The organism is Massilia sp. CFBP9012, assembly GCF_034045115.1.
Lineage (GTDB): Bacteria > Pseudomonadota > Gammaproteobacteria > Burkholderiales > Burkholderiaceae_D > Telluria.
In genome coordinates this window covers 36,825-53,924 of the sequence record NZ_JAXCWM010000006.1, presented here as the reverse complement: position 1 = coordinate 53,924, position 17,100 = coordinate 36,825, and the positions used below count along the sequence as shown (strand labels likewise).

Annotated in this window: 14 protein-coding genes; 5 read left to right on the top strand and 9 right to left on the bottom strand. The window is 68.2% G+C overall.

The annotated features are described in order from the left end of the window. Positions 1–35: 35 nt before the first annotated feature. From SOM61_RS11205 to SOM61_RS11190, 4 genes are all read left to right on the top strand, one after another. Positions 36–1,436, top strand: coding sequence for an oxygenase MpaB family protein (locus tag SOM61_RS11205; RefSeq protein WP_320474169.1), 1,401 nt, complete (start codon positions 36–38; stop codon positions 1,434–1,436). 2 nt (positions 1,437–1,438) lie between these two features. After that, a complete protein-coding gene (locus SOM61_RS11200) occupies positions 1,439–4,897 on the top strand; it encodes a response regulator (protein ID WP_320474168.1) in 3,459 nt (1,152 codons plus the stop codon). A gap of 132 nt (positions 4,898–5,029) precedes the next feature. Beyond that, positions 5,030–8,551, top strand: a complete 3,522-nt coding sequence (locus SOM61_RS11195) for a hybrid sensor histidine kinase/response regulator (RefSeq protein WP_320474167.1) — start codon at positions 5,030–5,032, stop codon at positions 8,549–8,551. After that, positions 8,548–9,471, top strand: a complete 924-nt coding sequence (locus tag SOM61_RS11190) for a diguanylate cyclase (protein WP_320474166.1) — start codon at positions 8,548–8,550, stop codon at positions 9,469–9,471. The genes SOM61_RS11195 and SOM61_RS11190 overlap by 4 nt, the downstream gene beginning before the upstream one ends. Positions 9,472–9,474: 3 nt before the next feature. On the opposite strand, the gene SOM61_RS11185 is transcribed toward SOM61_RS11190, so the two are convergent. The 8 genes from SOM61_RS11185 to SOM61_RS11150 form a co-directional block, all read right to left on the bottom strand. Beyond that, positions 9,475–10,083, bottom strand: a complete 609-nt coding sequence (locus SOM61_RS11185) for a DedA family protein (protein ID WP_320474165.1) — start codon at positions 10,081–10,083, stop codon at positions 9,475–9,477. Positions 10,084–10,100: 17 nt separating this feature from the next. Next, on the bottom strand, positions 10,101–10,544 hold the full coding sequence (locus tag SOM61_RS11180; protein WP_320474164.1) for a helix-turn-helix domain-containing protein: 444 nt from the start codon (positions 10,542–10,544) through the stop codon (positions 10,101–10,103). A 114-nt stretch (positions 10,545–10,658) separates the two neighbouring features. Then, on the bottom strand, positions 10,659–11,291 hold the full coding sequence (locus tag SOM61_RS11175) for a response regulator transcription factor (RefSeq protein ID WP_320474163.1): 633 nt from the start codon (positions 11,289–11,291) through the stop codon (positions 10,659–10,661). Positions 11,292–11,356: 65 nt separating this feature from the next. Beyond that, positions 11,357–11,917 (bottom strand): TMEM175 family protein, encoded by a 561-nt coding sequence (locus SOM61_RS11170; protein ID WP_320474162.1) that lies wholly within the window; start codon positions 11,915–11,917, stop codon positions 11,357–11,359. Between the two features lie 9 nt (positions 11,918–11,926). Then, on the bottom strand, positions 11,927–12,607 hold the full coding sequence (locus SOM61_RS11165) for a YoaK family protein (RefSeq protein ID WP_320474161.1): 681 nt from the start codon (positions 12,605–12,607) through the stop codon (positions 11,927–11,929). A gap of 2 nt (positions 12,608–12,609) precedes the next feature. Then, entirely contained in the window at positions 12,610–14,508 is a 1,899-nt protein-coding gene (locus tag SOM61_RS11160; RefSeq protein WP_320474160.1) for an amidohydrolase, read from the bottom strand. Positions 14,509–14,620: 112 nt separating this feature from the next. Then, positions 14,621–15,307 (bottom strand): hydrolase, encoded by a 687-nt coding sequence (locus tag SOM61_RS11155; protein ID WP_320474159.1) that lies wholly within the window; start codon positions 15,305–15,307, stop codon positions 14,621–14,623. A 41-nt stretch (positions 15,308–15,348) separates the two neighbouring features. Then, entirely contained in the window at positions 15,349–15,624 is a 276-nt protein-coding gene (locus tag SOM61_RS11150; RefSeq protein ID WP_320474425.1) for a XapX domain-containing protein, read from the bottom strand. A 162-nt stretch (positions 15,625–15,786) separates the two neighbouring features. On the opposite strand from SOM61_RS11150, the gene SOM61_RS11145 reads away from it, so the two are divergent. Continuing rightward, a complete protein-coding gene (locus tag SOM61_RS11145; protein ID WP_320474158.1) occupies positions 15,787–16,719 on the top strand; it encodes a LysR substrate-binding domain-containing protein in 933 nt (310 codons plus the stop codon). Here SOM61_RS11145 and SOM61_RS11140 read toward each other — a convergent pair. Then, on the bottom strand, positions 16,716–17,099 hold the full coding sequence (locus tag SOM61_RS11140; RefSeq protein WP_320474157.1) for an OsmC family protein: 384 nt from the start codon (positions 17,097–17,099) through the stop codon (positions 16,716–16,718). The two genes, SOM61_RS11145 and SOM61_RS11140, sit on opposite strands and share 4 nt — an antisense overlap. Position 17,100 lies beyond the last annotated feature (1 nt).

The following is a 17,100-nucleotide window of genomic DNA, read 5'->3' as shown; positions in this document are numbered from 1 at the left end:
TTCCAACGATACCTACCGCCGTAGCAGGAGACCATATGCACCGCGATGCACCCCATCTGCCTTCCGCGCCTTCGCCGTCCATGCGCGCCGATCCGCCCGCCGATCTTGCCGTCGCCGGCATGCTTGCAGGCGCCGACGGGCCGCAGGAGCTTGCCGAACGCATCGCCGCGGTCAATCGCGAGCTGGCGCGCTGGGACAGCAATGGCGGCCTGGCGCACTGGCAGCCGGGGCCCGGCCTCGATCCGCGCGCCGCGGCGGCGCTGAAGGACTACCTGGCCGCCTGCCTGGCCCTGCCCGCGTGGGCCGAGCCGGACCGTATCGCGCGCGCGGAAAGCCTGTTCATGGACATGAGCATGCTGTCCTGCACGCTGCTGTTCTGCGCCAGCCTGCCCGAGTGCTATGTGCTGCCCGACCTGTCGGCCGTGCTGCACGCGGCCGGCCAGCTCGAGGCGCATACCGACTACCGGGTGCGCGCCACCGCCGCCATGATCTTCCCCGTGATGCTCGCGGGCGGGCTGACCGCCAGTGAGGGCGCCGGCGTGGCCCAGGCGCTGAAGGTCAGGCTGATCCACGCCACCATCCGCCACCTGATCCTGCGCGGTTCGCCCGAGGATTCGCTCGGCGCCGGTCCGGTGCGCCCGCTCCTGCCCGCCGGAGGCGGCATCTATCACACGCTGTATGCCCACGGCTGGGACACCGCGCGCAACGGCCTGCCGTGCAACCAGGAAGAGCTGGCCTATACCCTGCTCACCTTCCACTATGTGTTCTTGCGCAGCCTGCGCAAGCTGGGACTGGGCCTGGAGCGCAAGGACGAGGAAGACTACCTGCATGCCTGGAACGTCCTGGGCCACATGCTCGGCATCGAACACTCCCTGATGCCCGAGACGATGGCCCAGGCGCAGCAGGCGTTCGCAGACATCCAGGCGCACGGACGGGATCTGGTGCGCGCGCCGGATCCGCGACCGGCCCTGGCGGCCGCGCTGATGGGCGCCATGGAAGACGAGATTGAACTGCGCCTGTTCAAGCCCTTCCCGACCCTGCTCACGCGCCACCTGTGTGGACGCGACGCCAGCGCCGACCTGGGACTGAACAAGCGCCAGCCGCTGTTGTCGCGGCTCCTGTTCACGGGCGGCCTGGCCCTGGTGCGCGCCATCGACGCCACCGTACGCCTCGTGGTGCCGGGCTTCTCGATCAGCCGCATGCTCACGCGCGCCTTCGGCTACCGCCTGGTGACCCGCTTCCTGATGGAGCAGACCCGGCCCCTGCGCCTGCCCGACGCGCTGCTGGGCCAGGTGCAGGATGCGCTCGGCCAGTGGCGTCACGACCCGCGCGCGCCGCGCTGGATGAACCGGCTCGAAGCGAAGCTGGCCGGTCACGGCGCACCGCCTGCTGCGCACGCGAGCGCTGACGCCGACGCGGACAAACGGGCGGCTTGAGCATGCGCGCCCTGTCCTTCTTTCTTGGCCTGGCGCTCTGCCTCTTCCTGTCCGCCGGCGCCGCCGGCGCAGCCCCGGCGATCCTGGCCGCCAGCACCCCGGCGGTGGAAGGCTGGCCCGCGGCGAGCCTGCTGCGCGACGCCAGCAAGACCCTGGATGCGGCCGGCGCCCTGGCCGCGCCGGAGCGCTTCACGGCGCCTGACAAGGCCTATGGAACACTGGGCCTGAATCCGGCGCCGAGCTGGATCCGGATCCCGTTTCGGGTCGCTCCGGATGCGCCGGCGAACTGGGTGGTGCAATTCGACGTCGCGCTGCTGGAGTACCTCGACGTCTACCTGGTCGACGGCGCCGGGCTGCGCAAGCTGGCCGCCACCGGCCGGCGCCAGGACATGGAAGGCGCCCTCAAGGGCCGCGTGCCCGCCATTGCGCTCGAACTGACGCCCGGCCAGGACTACACCCTGCTGGCGCGGGTCCAGTCGCGCGGTCCGAAACTGCTGCCGGTGACCTTCTTCCACGAAGACGCCTTCCACCAGGCCTCGCTGATGGAACAGATGCTGCAAGGCCTGCTGTTCGGCATCGCCGCCTGCCTGGTGCTGTACAGCCTTGGCCAGTGGGTCGCCCTGCGCGACGGCCTGTTCCTCAAGTATGCGCTGTTCATCGGCGGGCTGACCGTCTACCTCGCAACGTGGTACGGCACGGCCGAGCAGTTCCTGTGGCGCGACCACCTGTGGCTCAGCGAGCACATGATGGGGATCGCGTCGATGATCGGCTCGGTCGGCGCCTACCTGTTCGTCGAGCAGATCATGGCGCGGCCCGGGCGCGACCGGAAATTCCGGATCGTCATGCGCAGCGGCGCCGCGATCTGCGCGCTGTCCGCCGTGGCCTGGGCCTTCGACTGGATCGCGCACCTGCCGATGATCGTCATCACCTCCACCATCGGCGCGGTGCCGATGCTGCTGGGCGTGCCGGCGGCATTCCGGCGCATGCGCGAACGCGACGCGATCGGCGCCTATTTCCTGATCAGCTGGGTGGCCAGCTATGGCGGCACGATCACCCAGACCCTGCTCGCCGCCGGCGAGGTGCCGGTTAATTTCTGGACCGCCCACTCGCTGCAGTTCGGGATCACCTTCGACATGCTGGTCTTCATGCGCATCCTGAGCCTGCGCGCCAAGGCGCTGCGCGAGGCGATGCAGCGCGCCGAAACCGAGGCGCGCATGAAGTCCGAGTTCCTGGCCAATATGAGCCACGAGATCCGCACCCCGATGAACGCGATCATCGGCATGAGCCGGCTGGCCCTGATGGCCGACCCGAACCCCAGGCTGCGCAACTACGTCTCCAAGATCCTGGGCGCCGGCGAACACCTGCTGGGCATCATCAACGACATCCTTGACCATTCGAAGATCGCGGCCGGCAAGATGTCGGTGGAGGCGGTGCCGTTCTCGCTCGACGAGATGCTCGAACAGCTATCGAACCTGGTCGGGGTGAAAACCGACGCCAAGGGCATCGAGCTGGTGTTCCGGGTCGGGCCGGGCGTGCCGGCGCGGCTGGTGGGCGATCCGCTGCGCCTGGGCCAGGTGCTGATCAACCTGACTGGCAACGCGGTCAAGTTCACCGAGCACGGCGAGATCGTGGTCGCGGTCGAGGCGCGCCCCGGTGCGGCGGGCGACGGCCGGGTCATGCTGGCGTTCTCGGTCAGCGACACCGGCATCGGCATGACCGCCGGCCAGCTCGAATACCTGTTCGACTCCTTCACCCAGGCCGACAGCTCGACCACCCGCCAATACGGCGGCACCGGCCTGGGCCTGTCGATCTCGCGCCAGCTGGTCGAACTCATGAGCGGGACCATCTCGGTCCAGAGCACGCCAGGCGCCGGCAGCTGCTTCACCTTCACCGTCCCGCTGGGGATCGACGACGGCCAGGGCGGCGCCGGCGCGCTGCGCCCGGCGATCCTGACCGACCTGCGCGCGCTGGTGGTCGACGACAGCGCCAGCGCGCGCGCCGCGCTGGCCGAGATGCTGGACACCTTCGGCGCGCAGGCCGACAGCGCCGCCTCGGGCGAGGAATGCCTGCGCATGCTGGCCGCGGCCCAGGCGGCAGGCCGCCCCTACCAGATCGTGCTGATGGATTACCTGATGCCCAACCTTGACGGCATCGCCACCATCCGCCGCATCCCGGCCTACGTGGCCGGGGCCACGCCGCCGGCGATCCTGATGGTGTCGGCCGTCGGCCGCGAGGCGGTGCTGGAAACGGCAGGGGAATTGCCGGTCGACGCCTTCCTCAACAAGCCGGTCGGCCCGGCGCTGCTGTACCACAGCATGCTGCAGGTGCTGCATCCGCAGGCCGCGCCGTTTCATGACAGCGCCAACGAAGGCGCCAACCGTACGCCGCCGGGCATCATGGCCGACCTGCCGCGCCTGGACGGCGCGCGCATCCTGCTGGCCGAGGACAACGCCAACAACCGCGAGGTCGCGCTCGACTTCATGGCGGCCGCGCAGATGCAGGTCGACGTCGCCTTCAATGGCCTGGAAGCGGTGCGCATGGCGCGCGAAGGCGACTACGACCTGGTGCTGATGGATATCCAGATGCCGGAGCTCGATGGCCACGCCGCCACGCGCGAGATCCGCCTCGATCCGCGCCTGCGCACGCTGCCGATCGTGGCCATGACGGCGCACGCCATGGCCAGCGACCGCGCGCAAAGCCGCCTGGCCGGCATGAACGACCACGTCACCAAGCCGATCGACCCCGACCTACTGTTCTGCACCCTGCTCAAGTGGATTGACCCGGCTCGCCTGGCGGGCCGCTCCATTCCGCAAGCGTCGCCACAAGAAACGGGGCCGGACGCGCCGGCGGCCGCCGCGTGCGCCCTGCCTGCGGTGCCGGGCATCGACTGGCGGCTGGCCCTGGACAATGTCGACGGCCAGCGCAGCCGGCTCGAGAAGCGCGCTGGCAGTTTCGTGCGCGAGTACGGCAGCGCGCCCGACATCCTGCGCGAAGCGCTGAACGGCGGCGACCATGCGCGCATGCAGTCGCTGGCGCACAACCTCAAGTCGAGCGCGGCCTATATCGGCGCCTTCGAGCTGTCCGCCGCCGCCGGCCGCCTCGATCAGGACCTGCGCGCCGGGCTGCACGAACGGATCGGGGTCCAGGTGCCGGCGCTGATCGCCGCCGCCGGGCCGGTGCTGGCAGGCCTGGCCCAGGTCGCGGCCGCCGGCCGGCCGCAGCCGTCCGATCCGCAGGCGCTGGCGGAGGTGTTCGCCCGCATGGAGGCTTGGCTGCGCGCCGACGACGCCCGTGCCGAGGACGCGCTGGACCAGCTCGAGGCGCTGCTGGCCGGCGGCCCCTATGCCCAGGAGCTGGCCCCGCTGCGGCGCGCGATCGACGAGGTCGAATACCAAGCCGCGCTCGCGCCGCTGGCGCGGCTGGCCCGGCAGCTGGCGCCCCAGGCGGCGGGCAGCAGCTAGCATCGGGCCGGTACTGCGCTGCGCTACCGTGCCGCGCGGCGCACCGGCACGGGGGCGCATTGGCACTGTCCACGGCAGGGTCTTCCTGCTAGACTGCCGGGCGGTTCGCCCGCCGCTTCTACCGAAAGATTCATGACGCCCACGCCATCTGTCCCGCACCTCCCGGCCCCTTGCGCCTTCGTGCGCCTGGCGATGGCGCTCACGCTGTTGCTCGCACTCCTGGTGCTCTGCATGCAGCCGGTGCAGGCGGCGCCGCTGCAGCTGGCGCGCGACGCCCAGGTGATCGAGGCGTGGCCGGCCGTGACCGTCCTGCACGACGCGGACAACCGCCTGGACGCGGCGGCGGCGCTGGCGGCGCCGGAGCGTTTCGAGCGGCCGCGCACCGCCTACGCCAGCCTGGGGATGCTGCCCGGGACCACCTGGCTGCGCATCCCGGTGACGGTGCCGACGGACGCCACCAATGGCTGGGTGCTGCAGGTCGACTACGCCCTGCTCGACGAGCTGGACGTCTACCTGGCCCGCCCCGCGGGCGTCGAAAAAATCGCCAGCCTGGGCCGCATGCAGGCGCCATCAGGCGAATCCCTCGCGGGCCGGGTACCGGGCGCCCTGCTGCGCCTGACGCCCGGCACCGACTACACGGTCTTGCTGCGCGTGCGCTCGGTCGGCCCCAAGATCCTGCCGATCACCTTCATGCAGCCGCATGCCGTGCTGCCCGAGGCGCTGGGCGAGCAGATCCTGCAGGGACTGCTGCTGGGTTTACGCATCACCCTGTTCCTGTACGCGATCGGGCAGTGGATCACCCTGCGCGACCACCTGTTCGGCAAGTACGCGCTGCTGGCGGCCGGGGTGACCGTGTACTCGGCCGCATGGTTCGGCATCGCCGGCCAGTACGTCTGGCCCGGCAACGCCTGGCTGCTCGAACACGGAGCCGGCATCGCATCGATCCTGGCGTCGTGCGGGGCCTACCTGTTCGTCGAGCAGTCGCTGGCCCGTCCCGGGCGCGACCGCATCTTCAGCCTGCTGATGAAGACGCTGGCCGCCCTGTGCGTGGTGACGGCGCTGGGCTTCGGCTTTGGCCTGATCAGCCATCGCTACCTGGTCATGATCGTCGGCACGCTCGGCATCCTGCCGATGCTGCTCGGCCTGCCCGGCGCCTTCCGCCGCGCGCGCGCCGGCGACATGGTCGGCACCTATTTCCTGATCGGCTGGGCCGGCGCCTTCGCCTGCGCGCTGATCACCGCCCAGCTGATCAACGGCAGGCTGCCGGCCAACTTCTGGACCATGCACGCGCTGGTGTTCGGCAGCACCTTCGACATGCTGGTCTTCATGCGCATCCTGGGCCTGCGCACCAAGGCCATCCGGGAAGCGATGCTGCGCGCCGAAGCCAGCACCCGCATGAAATCCGAATTCCTGGCCAATATGAGCCACGAGATCCGCACCCCGATGAACGCCATCATCGGCATGAGCCGGCTGGCCCTGATGAGCGAACCGGCGCCCGCCTTGCGCAACTACCTGGGCAAGATCCTCGGCGCGAGCGAACACCTGATGGGCATCATCAACGACATCCTCGACTTCTCGCGCATCGAAGCCGGAAAACTGCATCTCGAGGAAGTACAGTTTGACCTGAACGAGCTGCTCGAACACCTGTCCAGCCTCACCGCGGTGAAGGCCGAAGCCAAGGGCCTCGAGCTGGTGTTCCGGGTCGGGCCGGATGTGCCCACGCGCCTGATCGGCGACCCGCTGCGCCTGGGCCAGGTGCTGATCAACCTGACCGGCAACGCCGTCAAGTTCACCGAGCATGGCGAGATCGTAGTGGCGGTCGAGGCGGACAAGACCGTGGCCGGGCGCGTGATGTTGGCGTTCTCGGTCAGGGACACCGGGATCGGCATGACCGAGGAAGCCATCGGGCGCCTGTTCCAGTCGTTCAGCCAGGCCGACAGCTCGACCACCCGCAAGTATGGCGGCACTGGCCTTGGCCTGTCGATCTCGCGCCAGCTGGTGGAACTGATGGGCGGCGACATCGCGGTGCGCAGCACGCCGCGCAAGGGCAGCTGCTTCACCTTCAGCGTGCCGCTCGGGATCGCCGACGACCAGTCCGCCCCCGCCGCCCCTATGCGCCAGGCCTTGCTGCAGGACGTGCGCGCGCTGGTGGTGGACGACAGCGCCACCGCCCGCAGCGCGCTGTCCGAGATGCTGGCCGGCCTTGGCATGCGCGCCGACACCGCGGCCTCGGGCGAGGATTGCCTGGCGCTGCTGGCGCGCGCCGACGCCGCCGGCCAGCCCTACCAGGTCGTGCTGATGGACTACCTGATGCCGGGGCTGGACGGGATGGAGACGATCCGCCGCATCCGCCGCGGCGCGCAAGAACACGGGCACGACTGCCCGCCGCCCGCGATCCTGATGATCTCCGCCTGCACCCGCGAGACCGTGATGGAAGAGGAAGGCGAGCTGCCGGTCGATGCCTTCCTGCACAAGCCGGTCGGTCCCGCACTGCTCTATCACAGCCTGCTGCAAGCCCTGCACCCGCAGCTCGGCCCCATCGAACCTATGGAAAAATATTTACCGGCCATGGCCGACCTGCCGCGCCTGGACGGCGCGCGCATCCTGCTCGCCGAAGACAATGCCAACAACCGCGAGGTGGCGCTCGAATTCATGGCCGCCGCCCGCATGCAGGTGGACGTCGCCTTCAACGGCGTGGAAGCGGTGCGCATGGCGCGCGCCGGCGACTACGACCTGGTGCTGATGGACATCCAGATGCCCGAGATGGACGGCCTCACGGCGACCCGTGAGATCCGCCTCGATTCGCGCCTGCGCGAACTGCCGATCGTGGCCATGACCGCGCATGCGCTGGCCAGCGACCGCGCATTGAGCCGCCTGGCCGGCATGAACGACCACGTCACCAAGCCGATCGACCCCGACCTGCTGTTCTGCACCCTGCTCAAGTGGATCGACCCGGCGCGCCTGGAAGGACGCCCGGCGCTCCAGGGATTCCAGCCCGCCGTCCAGCCGGTGGCGCGAATCGCAGACCACGACCTCGCGCTGCCGGCGGTGCCCGGCATCGACTGGCGCCTGGCCCTGGACAAGGTCGACGGCCAGCGCAGCCGCCTGGAAAAGCGCGCCGGCAGCTTCGTGCGCGAATACGCGGGCGCGCCGCGCATCCTGCGCGACGCGCTGGCGGTGGGCGACCATGCGCGCCTGCAGGGGCTGGCGCACAACCTGAAGTCGAGCGCCGCCTACGTCGGCGCCTTCGAGCTGGCCGGCGCCGCCAGCCGGCTGGAACAGGATCTGCGCGCCGGCCAGCTCGAACGGGTCGGCATCCAGGTGCCGGCGCTGGTGGCGGCCGCCGAATCGGTGCTGGCGGGCCTGGCCCAGCTGGCCGCTGCCACCCTGCCCAAGCCCAGCGATCCCGGGGCGCTGGCGGCGCTCATCGTCCGCCTCGAGGACCACCTGCGCAGCGACGATGCGCGCGCCGAGGACGCCCTGGCCCAGCTCGAAGCGCTGCTCGCGGCCAGCATCGACCCGAGCCTGTACGACGCCGCGCTCGATGGCGTGCGGCGCGCGGTCGTCGATATCGAGTATGCTGCCGCGCTGGCGCCGCTCTCTGCGCTGGCGGCGCAACTCGATATCAGTCATAGCATGGAAGGTAGCCGATGAACCTGGTGGAGACACAGAAGGTGCTGGTGGCGGATGATGACGCCATCAATCGCGAAGTGCTGGGCGAGCTGCTCAAGCCCGAATACACGGTGCTGCTGGCCCGTAACGGCGCCCAGACCCTGGAGCGCGCCGCGCGCCACCTGCCCGACCTGATCCTGCTGGACGTGATGATGCCCGACATGGACGGCTACGAGGTGTTGCGCCGCCTGCGCGGCGACCCGCAGACGGCGCATATCTCGGTGATCTTCATCTCGGGCCTGGACCGTCCCGAGGACGAGGCCAACGGCCTCAAGATGGGCGCCTCGGACTACATCGTCAAACCGTTCAACCAGACCGTGGTGATGGCGCGCGTGGCGCTGCACCTGCAGGTGGTGCGCCAGCGCCGCATGCTGGAACGGCTGGCGAACATCGACGGACTGACCGAACTGGCCAACCGGCGCCGCTTCGACGAAATGTACAGCCTCGAATGGGAGCGCGCACGGCGCTCGGGACGGCCGCTGTCGCTGGCCGTGCTGGACATCGATGCCTTCAAGCAGTTCAACGACCGCTACGGCCATCCGGCCGGCGACCGCGCACTGCGCTCGGTCGCGCGGGTGGCCGGCTTCGCGATGTCCCGGCCCGGCAACCTGGCTGCGCGTTACGGCGGCGAGGAATTGCTGTTCCTGATGCCCGATACCGGCGCGCTCGATGCGCGCTCTGTGGCCGAAGGCGTGCGCGAGGCGGTGGCCGCCCTGAACATCGCGCACGAGACATCGGGCGTGGCGCCGCTGCTCACGGTGAGCATCGGCGGCGCCACGCTCGAGCCAAGCGGCGACGAAGGGCCAGCCGAATTGTTCGAGGCCGCCGATGCCCAGCTGTACCGCGCCAAGCAAAGCGGACGCAACCAGGTGTGGTGGCGCGACGGCGACGCTGCCGTCTAAAGCTTACTGGGCTTTGGCCCGCTTCTTGAAGGTCGCCACCCGGTACAGGTACCAGCCGAGCAGGCCGATCAGGATCGCCTTCGACACCGGATCGACGTATTGCGCCACCCGTTCATACTGGCTTTCCAGCATGTAGCCGGCGCCGGTCAGGATGCCGGTCCAGACCAGCGAACCCACCGTCGAGTACAGCAAGAACTGCCCCATCGGCATGCCGGCCAGGCCGGCCGGCACCGAGATCAGGGTGCGGATGGCCGGGATCAGGCGCCCGAACAGCACGACCTTGCGTCCATGCTTCTCGAATGATTCCATTGCATGCTCGATGTCGCCGTGGGTAACGGTCAGCCAGCGCGCATGCTTGTCGGCAAATTTTTCCAGGCGCTCCTTGCCGTAGACCTTGCCGGCGTAATACCAGGGCAAGGCTCCGGCCACCGAGCCGGCGGTGCCAGCGATCAGCACACCTAACACGCTCAGGTCGCCGCGCGCGGCGACGAAGCCGGCAAACGGCATGATCAACTCGGACGGAATTGGCGGGAAAATATTTTCCAGCGCCATCAGCGCAAAGACGGCCAGATAGCCGCCACTCTGCATGAATTCGGTGATGAAGTCGAACACGGGGGCACTCCCACAGGTTAGGCAGTCTCCACCATATCCAGTTCGACAATGCGCTTCTGTTCGCTTTCGTACGGATCGGCGGCAACGCCAGGCCGGTTCAGGCAACGCCAGACATGGGGCGACAGGCCGATCACCTCGTGGAAGGTGCGGGTGAAGTGCGACTGGTCGCAGAAACCGTGCGCGTGGGCAATAGTTGTCAGCGGCGTGTCCGAGTTGACCATCGCTTCGCAGGCTGCCGCCAGCCGGCGCCGGATCACGTACATGCGCGGCGGCACGCCGACGCTGTGCTTGAAGGCGCGCGTGAAATGGCTCACGCTCAGGCCCAGTGTCGCCGCCAGGCTGGCCGTGCGCAGGGTGGCGCCCAGGTTGGCGTCGATGTAGTCGGTGACCCGCCTGACCTGCCAGCGCGGCAGGCCTCCGTGGCAGGGGGTGATGGCCGGAAACGATGGCGCTGTCTGCATGGTGCTCTCCAGGTTGGCTTGACGCGAACGAACTGGAGTGCATGTTGCAGTGTGTGCAAGATATTGCACAGACAAGATAGGGGCGGCCTTACCCCCCACGAAAGTGGGGGATACCTAGATCTCCAGGAAGCCGCGTTCGATGCCGATCGTCACGGCATGGGTGCGGTTATTCGCGCCCAGCTTGTCCATGATGCTGCGCAGATGGCCCTTGACCGTGTCTTCCGACAGGTTCAGGGCGGCGCCGATCTGCTTGTTGCCGTTGCCGCGCGCGATCAGCTCCAGCACCTGCAGCTCGCGCACGGTGAGGCTTTCCTGGCCCAGGTGGCGCGCCAGCTCACCGGCGATCTCGGACGGGATGTAGCGGTGGCCGGCGGCCAGCACGCGGATGGCGTCGGTCAGCTCCTTGCGCAGGGAACTCTTGAGCAGGTATCCCTGGGCGCCGCTCTTGATCGCCTGCATGGCGCGGGCGTCGCCACGGAAGGTCGTCAGGATGGCAAGGCAGGCCTGGGGGAATTCGGCGCGGATCGCGGCAATCGCATCCATGCCGTTCAGGTGCGGCATCTGCAGGTCGACCAGGGTGACGTGGGGGCGCAGCTTGCGGTAAAGCGCGACGGCTTCGAGGCCGTCGGCGGCCTCGCCAACCACCCGCATATCGGGCTGGCTGCAGATCACGGCCGCGATCCCCTCGCGCATCAGGGGGTGGTCGTCGGCAATCAGGACGTCGATGGTGCGCTGTTGACTGTTCACGGTGCTCCTCTTCTTGTTCTTGGCTGGCGACGGGCATCATGCCAGCGCCGCCACGCGGCGTCCAGTCACGATGCCCCTCGCTCGATCCGGTTCGGCACCAGCCACAGCGCCGCCAGCAGCACGTGGATCAGCGCCGCCAGCGGCGGCTGCCACAGCGACACCCCCACCGCCAGCGCATACATGGCCAGCGACAGCCGGTTCTTGGCGTTCTGCCAGGTGTGGGCATGATCCAGGCCAGCAAGCGTCCCCAGGCGCCACGACAGCAGCATGAAGGACACCGAGCAGAGGAACAGCACCACGCCGTACAGGGCCACCGGCGCCGGCGCCGTCGGGTATTCGGCGGCCCAGGCGGTCACGAACGGGATCAGCGACATCCAGAACAGCAGGTGCAGGTTGGCCCACAGCGTCGCCCAGTCGACCCGCTCCACGCGCTCGAACAGTGCGTGGTGGTTGACCCAGTAGATGCCGACGTAGACGAAACTCAGGGCATAACGCAACCAGCCCGGCACGACCGCCAGCATGTCGCCGAGGGTCGTGCCGTGCGGAGGCGTCAGCTCCAGCACCATGATGGTGAGGATGACGGCGATCACGCCGTCGCTGAACGCCTCCAGGCGGGTCTTGATCATATGTCCTTCCTAGGCCTGGTCCAGGCTGGGCTTGACCAGATGCAGGCACAGGATCGCTACCGGCACGATCAGCGCCACGAAGCCGAACGCCAAAAACAGGAAGGCGCCCGCGGCGCAGCCGATCGCGAAGCCGAACAGCGGCCAGAAGAACTTGCTGCAACGCGCCGTGGTGGCCGCGTCGCCAGCGCCGCGCAGCTGGTCGACCGTGTCGATCACCAGCTGGGTCACGTTCCCGGTCATCATCGAGGTGGGCGCCAGGTGGGCCAGCAGCAGCTTGCTGGCCGCGCTGTGGGCGCCCATCGCCGCGGTGCCCAGTAGGCCGGCCGCCATGGCGAGCGCAGACATATCGCGCCCCACCGGCTCGGACAGCATCCCGCAGGCCATGAAGCCGATCAACAGGACCAGCTGCAGCAGGTACGAAGGCCGGTGCGCATCCCTGCCTTGCCGCTCGCACGACGCCACCAGCAGGCGCGCCGCGGCGATGCCGAGGATGAAGGCCGGGAAGGCCAGGATCTTCAGCAGCGACGGGATGTTCGCCGGGTCGGCCAGCGAGGCGCCGAGCAGCACGAAGTTGCCGGTGACGTGGGCCGTGAACAGGCCGAACAGGCCGATGAAGCCCAGTGTGTCGACATAGCCCCCAAGGAAGCCCATATTGAAACCCTGCAGGCGCGATGGATTCGGAGTCGCCATCGTCAGAACGCGAAGCAGCTGCAACCCAGCGCGCCCCAGAAGCTGCTGAAATCCGACACCGGCATGCTCGAACGGCGCGCCTTGTCATGGCTGTGGGCGTGCACGCCGCATGGGCCGCTGCACTGGTGCGGCAGCGCTTTCTGCTGCGCGCTTTGCTGCACTCCTGGTTCGACTTTCCTCCAGTGGCCCGGCACCTTGCTCACCGGCGACCATTCGGGCAAGACGGGAATCGGCGGCGGCCCGAGACTGGTGAATTCGGCGGCTCCATAGACGATGCGGCCACCGACCACGGTCATCACCGATTCGATCGCCTTGATCTCTTCGGCATCGATGCTGAAGAAATCCTGCGACAGCACGGCGAGGTCGGCCAGCATGCCCTCGCGGATGCGGCCTTTACGCTCCTGCTCGTTGGAGAACCAGGCGCTGCCCGCGGTCCACAGTTCCAGCGCGACCTGGCGCGGCAGGTGGCCGGCGGTGCCGTACAGCGGCAGGCCACCCACGGTGCGGCCCGTCACCAGCCAGTACAGCGAGGTCCACGGGTTGTAGCTGGCCACGCGGGTGGCGTCGGTGCCGGCGCCGACCGGCACGCCGGTTTCCAGCATCCGTTTCACCGGCGGCGTCGATTCGGCCGCCGCGCTGCCATAGCGTTCGACAAAGTACTCGCCCTGGAACGCCATGCGGTGCTGGATCGCGATGCCGCCGCCGAGCGCGGCGACGCGGTCGATATTGCGCTGGGTGATGGTCTCGCAATGGTCGAACATCCAGTGCAGGCCGTCGAACGGGATGTCGCGGTTGACCTTCTCGAACACGTCGAGCATGCGCGAGATCGATTCGTCATAGGTGGCATGCAGGCGGAACGGCCAGCGCTGGCCCACCAGGTGGCGCACCACGCGTTCCAGCTCGTCTTCCATGCCGGGATCGAGGTCGGGGCGCGGCTCCAGGAAATCCTCGAAGTCGGCCGCCGAGAACACCAGCATCTCGCCGGCGCCGTTGGCGCGGTAGTAGTCGCTGCCCTGCCCCGGCGTCACCATGCCGGTCCAGCGCTGGAAGTCTTCCAGTTCCTGGCCCTTGTTCTGGGTGAACAGGTTGTAGGCGATGCGGATGGTGAGCTGTTCGGCCTTGTCGAGTTGCTCGATGACGGCGTAGTCTTCGGGGTAGTTCTGGAAGCCGCCGCCGGCGTCGATCGCGCTGGTCAGGCCCAGGCGGTTCAGTTCGCGCATGAACTGGCGCGTCGAATTCACCTGCAGGTCGTACGGCAGCTTGGGGCCCTTGGCCAGGGTGGCGTACAGGATCATCGCATTCGGACGCGCGATCAGCATGCCGGTCGGGTTGCCGGCGCCGTCGCGCACGATCTCGCCGCCCGGGGGATTTGGCGTGTCTTTCGTATAGCCGACCGCGCGCAGCGCCGCGCGGTTGAGCAAGGCGCGGTCATACAGGTGCAGGATGAACACCGGCGTATCCGGCGCGGCGGCGTTGATCTCGTCCAGCGTCGGCATGCGGCGCTCGGCGAACTGGAATTCGTTCCAGCCACCCACCACCCTCACCCACTGCGGATTCGGCGTGCGGTCGGCCTGTTCCTTCAGCATGCGCAGGGCGTCAGCCAGCGAGGGCACGCCTTCCCAGCGCAGCTCGAGGTTGTAGTTGAGGCCTCCTCGGATCAGGTGCAGGTGCGAGTCGTTCAGGCCCGGCACCACGGTGCGGCCATTCAGGTCGATCACCTGGCTGCCGTCGCGGCGGTGGCGCATCACGTAGTCGGTGTCGCCCACGGCCAGGAAGCGCCCGTCCTGGATGGCGACGGCGCTGGCCTGGGGCTGTTCGCGGTCGATCGTGTTGAAACAACCGTTGATCAGGATGAGCGGCGGGGTGGATTGCGCGTCCGCGCTGGACTGTGCTTGGTTCATGCGTGTACTCCAAATATCGCCGGGCGTGACGCGCCCGGCGGGTTTGCGGCAACCGCCGCGCGCTTTGGAGGGCGTGCGGCGGCGAGAACTTCGGTAAAACTTAGCGGGCTGATCAGCGGGCAGGAACGGGCGCCAGCACTTCGTGCGTGCCCTGGGCGCGCGCCGGGGCCTTGTGCACCATGGTGTAGGCGTAGTCCACGCCCATGCCATAGGCGCCCGAGTGCTCGGTGACGATCTTCATCACGTCGTTGTAGGTGTCGCGGTGGGCCCAGTCGCGCTGCCACTCGAGCAGCACCTGCTGCCAGGTCACCGGCACCACGCCGGCCTGCACCATGCGCAGCATGGCCATGTCGTGCGCTTCCTTGGTGGTGCCGCCCGAGGCGTCCGACACCATATAGATCTCGTAGTCGCCTTCGAGCATCGCGCACAGGGCGAAGGTGGTGTTGCACACCTCGGTCCACAGGCCGGCCACGATGACCTTCTTGCGGCCGTTGGCCTTGAGCGAGTCACGCACCTTCTGGTCGTCCCACGAGTTCATCGAGGTGCGCTCCAGGATCTGATGGCCCGGGAACACGTCCAGCAGCTCGGGATAGGTGTTGCCCGAGAACGATTCGGTTTCGACCGTGGTGATGGTGGTCGGGACGTTGAACACCTTGGCCGCCTTGGCCAGGCCGACGACGTTGTTCTTGAGGGTCTGGCGGTCGATCGACTGCACGCCGAAGGCCATTTGCGGCTGGTGGTCGATGACGATCAGCTGCGAATTCTGCGGGGTCAGGACTTCGAGTTTTGGATTGCTCATGATGTTCTCCTTATGGTGACTTGGTGATTGAAATCTGTGGATCAGCCCTGGCGTGGGCCATCCGGTTCCTGCGCGGGTGATTGCGGCGCCTTGGCCACGCCGGTGATCTTGGGCTTGCATTCGCTGGCGAACCAGCTTGCGGTGACCGGCGCGCCCTCGATCAGGCGTTTGGCTACCGGGACGATCTGTTCACCGATCAGCATGCCCAGCAGGCCGATCAGGGCGATGGCGGGCGGCGCCGGCGAGCGCACATTGATCAGGCCGTACAACAGGCCGGCCAGGATGCCGGCGCCCAGTGAAATCAGATACATGTCCAGCTCCTCCTTGCAGAAGGCGCCAACCCGGCGCCCGTTCATTCAAGTATCGTTAGACCGCCGCCGCGGCGATAGAATCAGATTGCTATTTTCAAAGCCAGGGGGCTTGGTTTGTTCCGCGCCTTGGCGCTACCATGGCGCCATCACGCACCATGGGACCTACAATTGCTCAAGCTCAGCCTCGACGCCCTCCAGATCATTGAAACCATCGCCCGCCGCGGCTCCTTCGCCGGGGCCGCGAAAGAACTGTTTCGCGTGCCCTCGACCATCTCCTACACGGTCTCCAAGCTCGAGGACGACCTGGGCGTGCGCCTGTTCGACCGCTTCGGCCCCAAGGTGACGCTCACCCCAGCCGGACAGGAACTGCTCAAGGAAGGCCGCTACCTGCTGCGCGCCGCCGGCGACCTCGAATCGCGGGTGCGGCGCGTGGCCTCGGGCTGGGAGACCGAGATCGCACTGGGCATGGATTCGGTGTTATCGAGCGGCGCCCTGCAGCCCGACATCGAAGCTTTCTACGGCGTGGCCGACCAGACCCGCCTGCGCATCGTGCGCGAGTCGCTGTCGGGCACCTGGGACGCCCTGCTCGACCGCCGCGTCGACCTGCTGGTGGGCGCCGCCGGCGAGGGCCCGTCGGGCGGCGGCTACACCGCCGAACCGCTCGGCACCAGCACCTTCGTGTTCACGGTCGCCCCGCACCATCCGCTGGCGCGGCTCGAGCATCCCCTCGACAAGACCGACCTGCTGCCCTACCGGGCGATCTCGGTCTCGGATTCGGCGCGGGTGCTGGGCGCGCGCACCGTCGGCCTGCTGTTCGGGCAAGAGACGCTGGCGGTGCCCGATATGCGCACAAAGTACGAGTTCCAGGTCCAGGGCCTGGGCTTCGGTTTTCTACCCGAAGCATGGGCGCGACCAGCCATCGACCAGGGATTGCTGATCGAAAAACAGGTGGTGGAACCGAAGGCGGACGAGACTTTCTATCTCGCCTGGCGCAGCGGCGAGGATGGCGCGGCGCTCAAGTGGTGGATCGAGCGCATGCGCACGGGTGGCGCATTCGCCCGCATGCTGCCTGACCCCTGCGCGGGGCCGGCAGAGGCTTAGACAGCCTCGGTGTGGATATGAATCGTGCCGGACAGGGTCTTGTGGACCGGGCACTTGTTGGCGATGTCGAGCAGGCGGGCGCGTTCGTCATCGCTCAGTTGGCCGACGAATTCGATGTGGCGGCGCAGCTCGTAGGCGCCGTCCTGCTGGCCGTGGTCGATCGCGACCCGCACGTCGTCGAGTTGCATGCCCTTGCGCTTCGCGTACATCGTCACGGTCAGCGCGGTGCAGGCAGCCAGGGACGCGGCTAGCAGATCGTGCGGTTCAGGCCCGCTGTCGTCGCCGCCGAAAGCTTCCGGCGCATCGGTGGTCAAGCAGTGCTTCCCGATCTGGATCTTGTACTGCAGTTTGTCGTTGCCGCGGGTGGTCGTCACTTGCATC

What these genes read in the sequence shown, in the direction of transcription:
- SOM61_RS11165 (WP_320474161.1), bottom strand. Translation starts at nt 12,607, where the DNA reads ATGGCGACTCCGAATCCATCGCGCCTGCAGGGTTTCAATATGGGCTTC.
- SOM61_RS11195 (WP_320474167.1), top strand. Translation starts at nt 5,030, where the DNA reads ATGACGCCCACGCCATCTGTCCCGCACCTCCCGGCCCCTTGCGCCTTC.
- SOM61_RS11180 (WP_320474164.1), bottom strand. Translation starts at nt 10,544, where the DNA reads ATGCAGACAGCGCCATCGTTTCCGGCCATCACCCCCTGCCACGGAGGC.
- SOM61_RS11155 (WP_320474159.1), bottom strand. Translation starts at nt 15,307, where the DNA reads ATGAGCAATCCAAAACTCGAAGTCCTGACCCCGCAGAATTCGCAGCTG.
- SOM61_RS11200 (WP_320474168.1), top strand. Translation starts at nt 1,439, where the DNA reads ATGCGCGCCCTGTCCTTCTTTCTTGGCCTGGCGCTCTGCCTCTTCCTG.
- SOM61_RS11160 (WP_320474160.1), bottom strand. Translation starts at nt 14,508, where the DNA reads ATGAACCAAGCACAGTCCAGCGCGGACGCGCAATCCACCCCGCCGCTC.
- SOM61_RS11170 (WP_320474162.1), bottom strand. Translation starts at nt 11,917, where the DNA reads ATGATCAAGACCCGCCTGGAGGCGTTCAGCGACGGCGTGATCGCCGTC.
- SOM61_RS11140 (WP_320474157.1), bottom strand. Translation starts at nt 17,099, where the DNA reads ATGCAAGTGACGACCACCCGCGGCAACGACAAACTGCAGTACAAGATC.
- SOM61_RS11190 (WP_320474166.1), top strand. Translation starts at nt 8,548, where the DNA reads ATGAACCTGGTGGAGACACAGAAGGTGCTGGTGGCGGATGATGACGCC.
- SOM61_RS11205 (WP_320474169.1), top strand. Translation starts at nt 36, where the DNA reads ATGCACCGCGATGCACCCCATCTGCCTTCCGCGCCTTCGCCGTCCATG.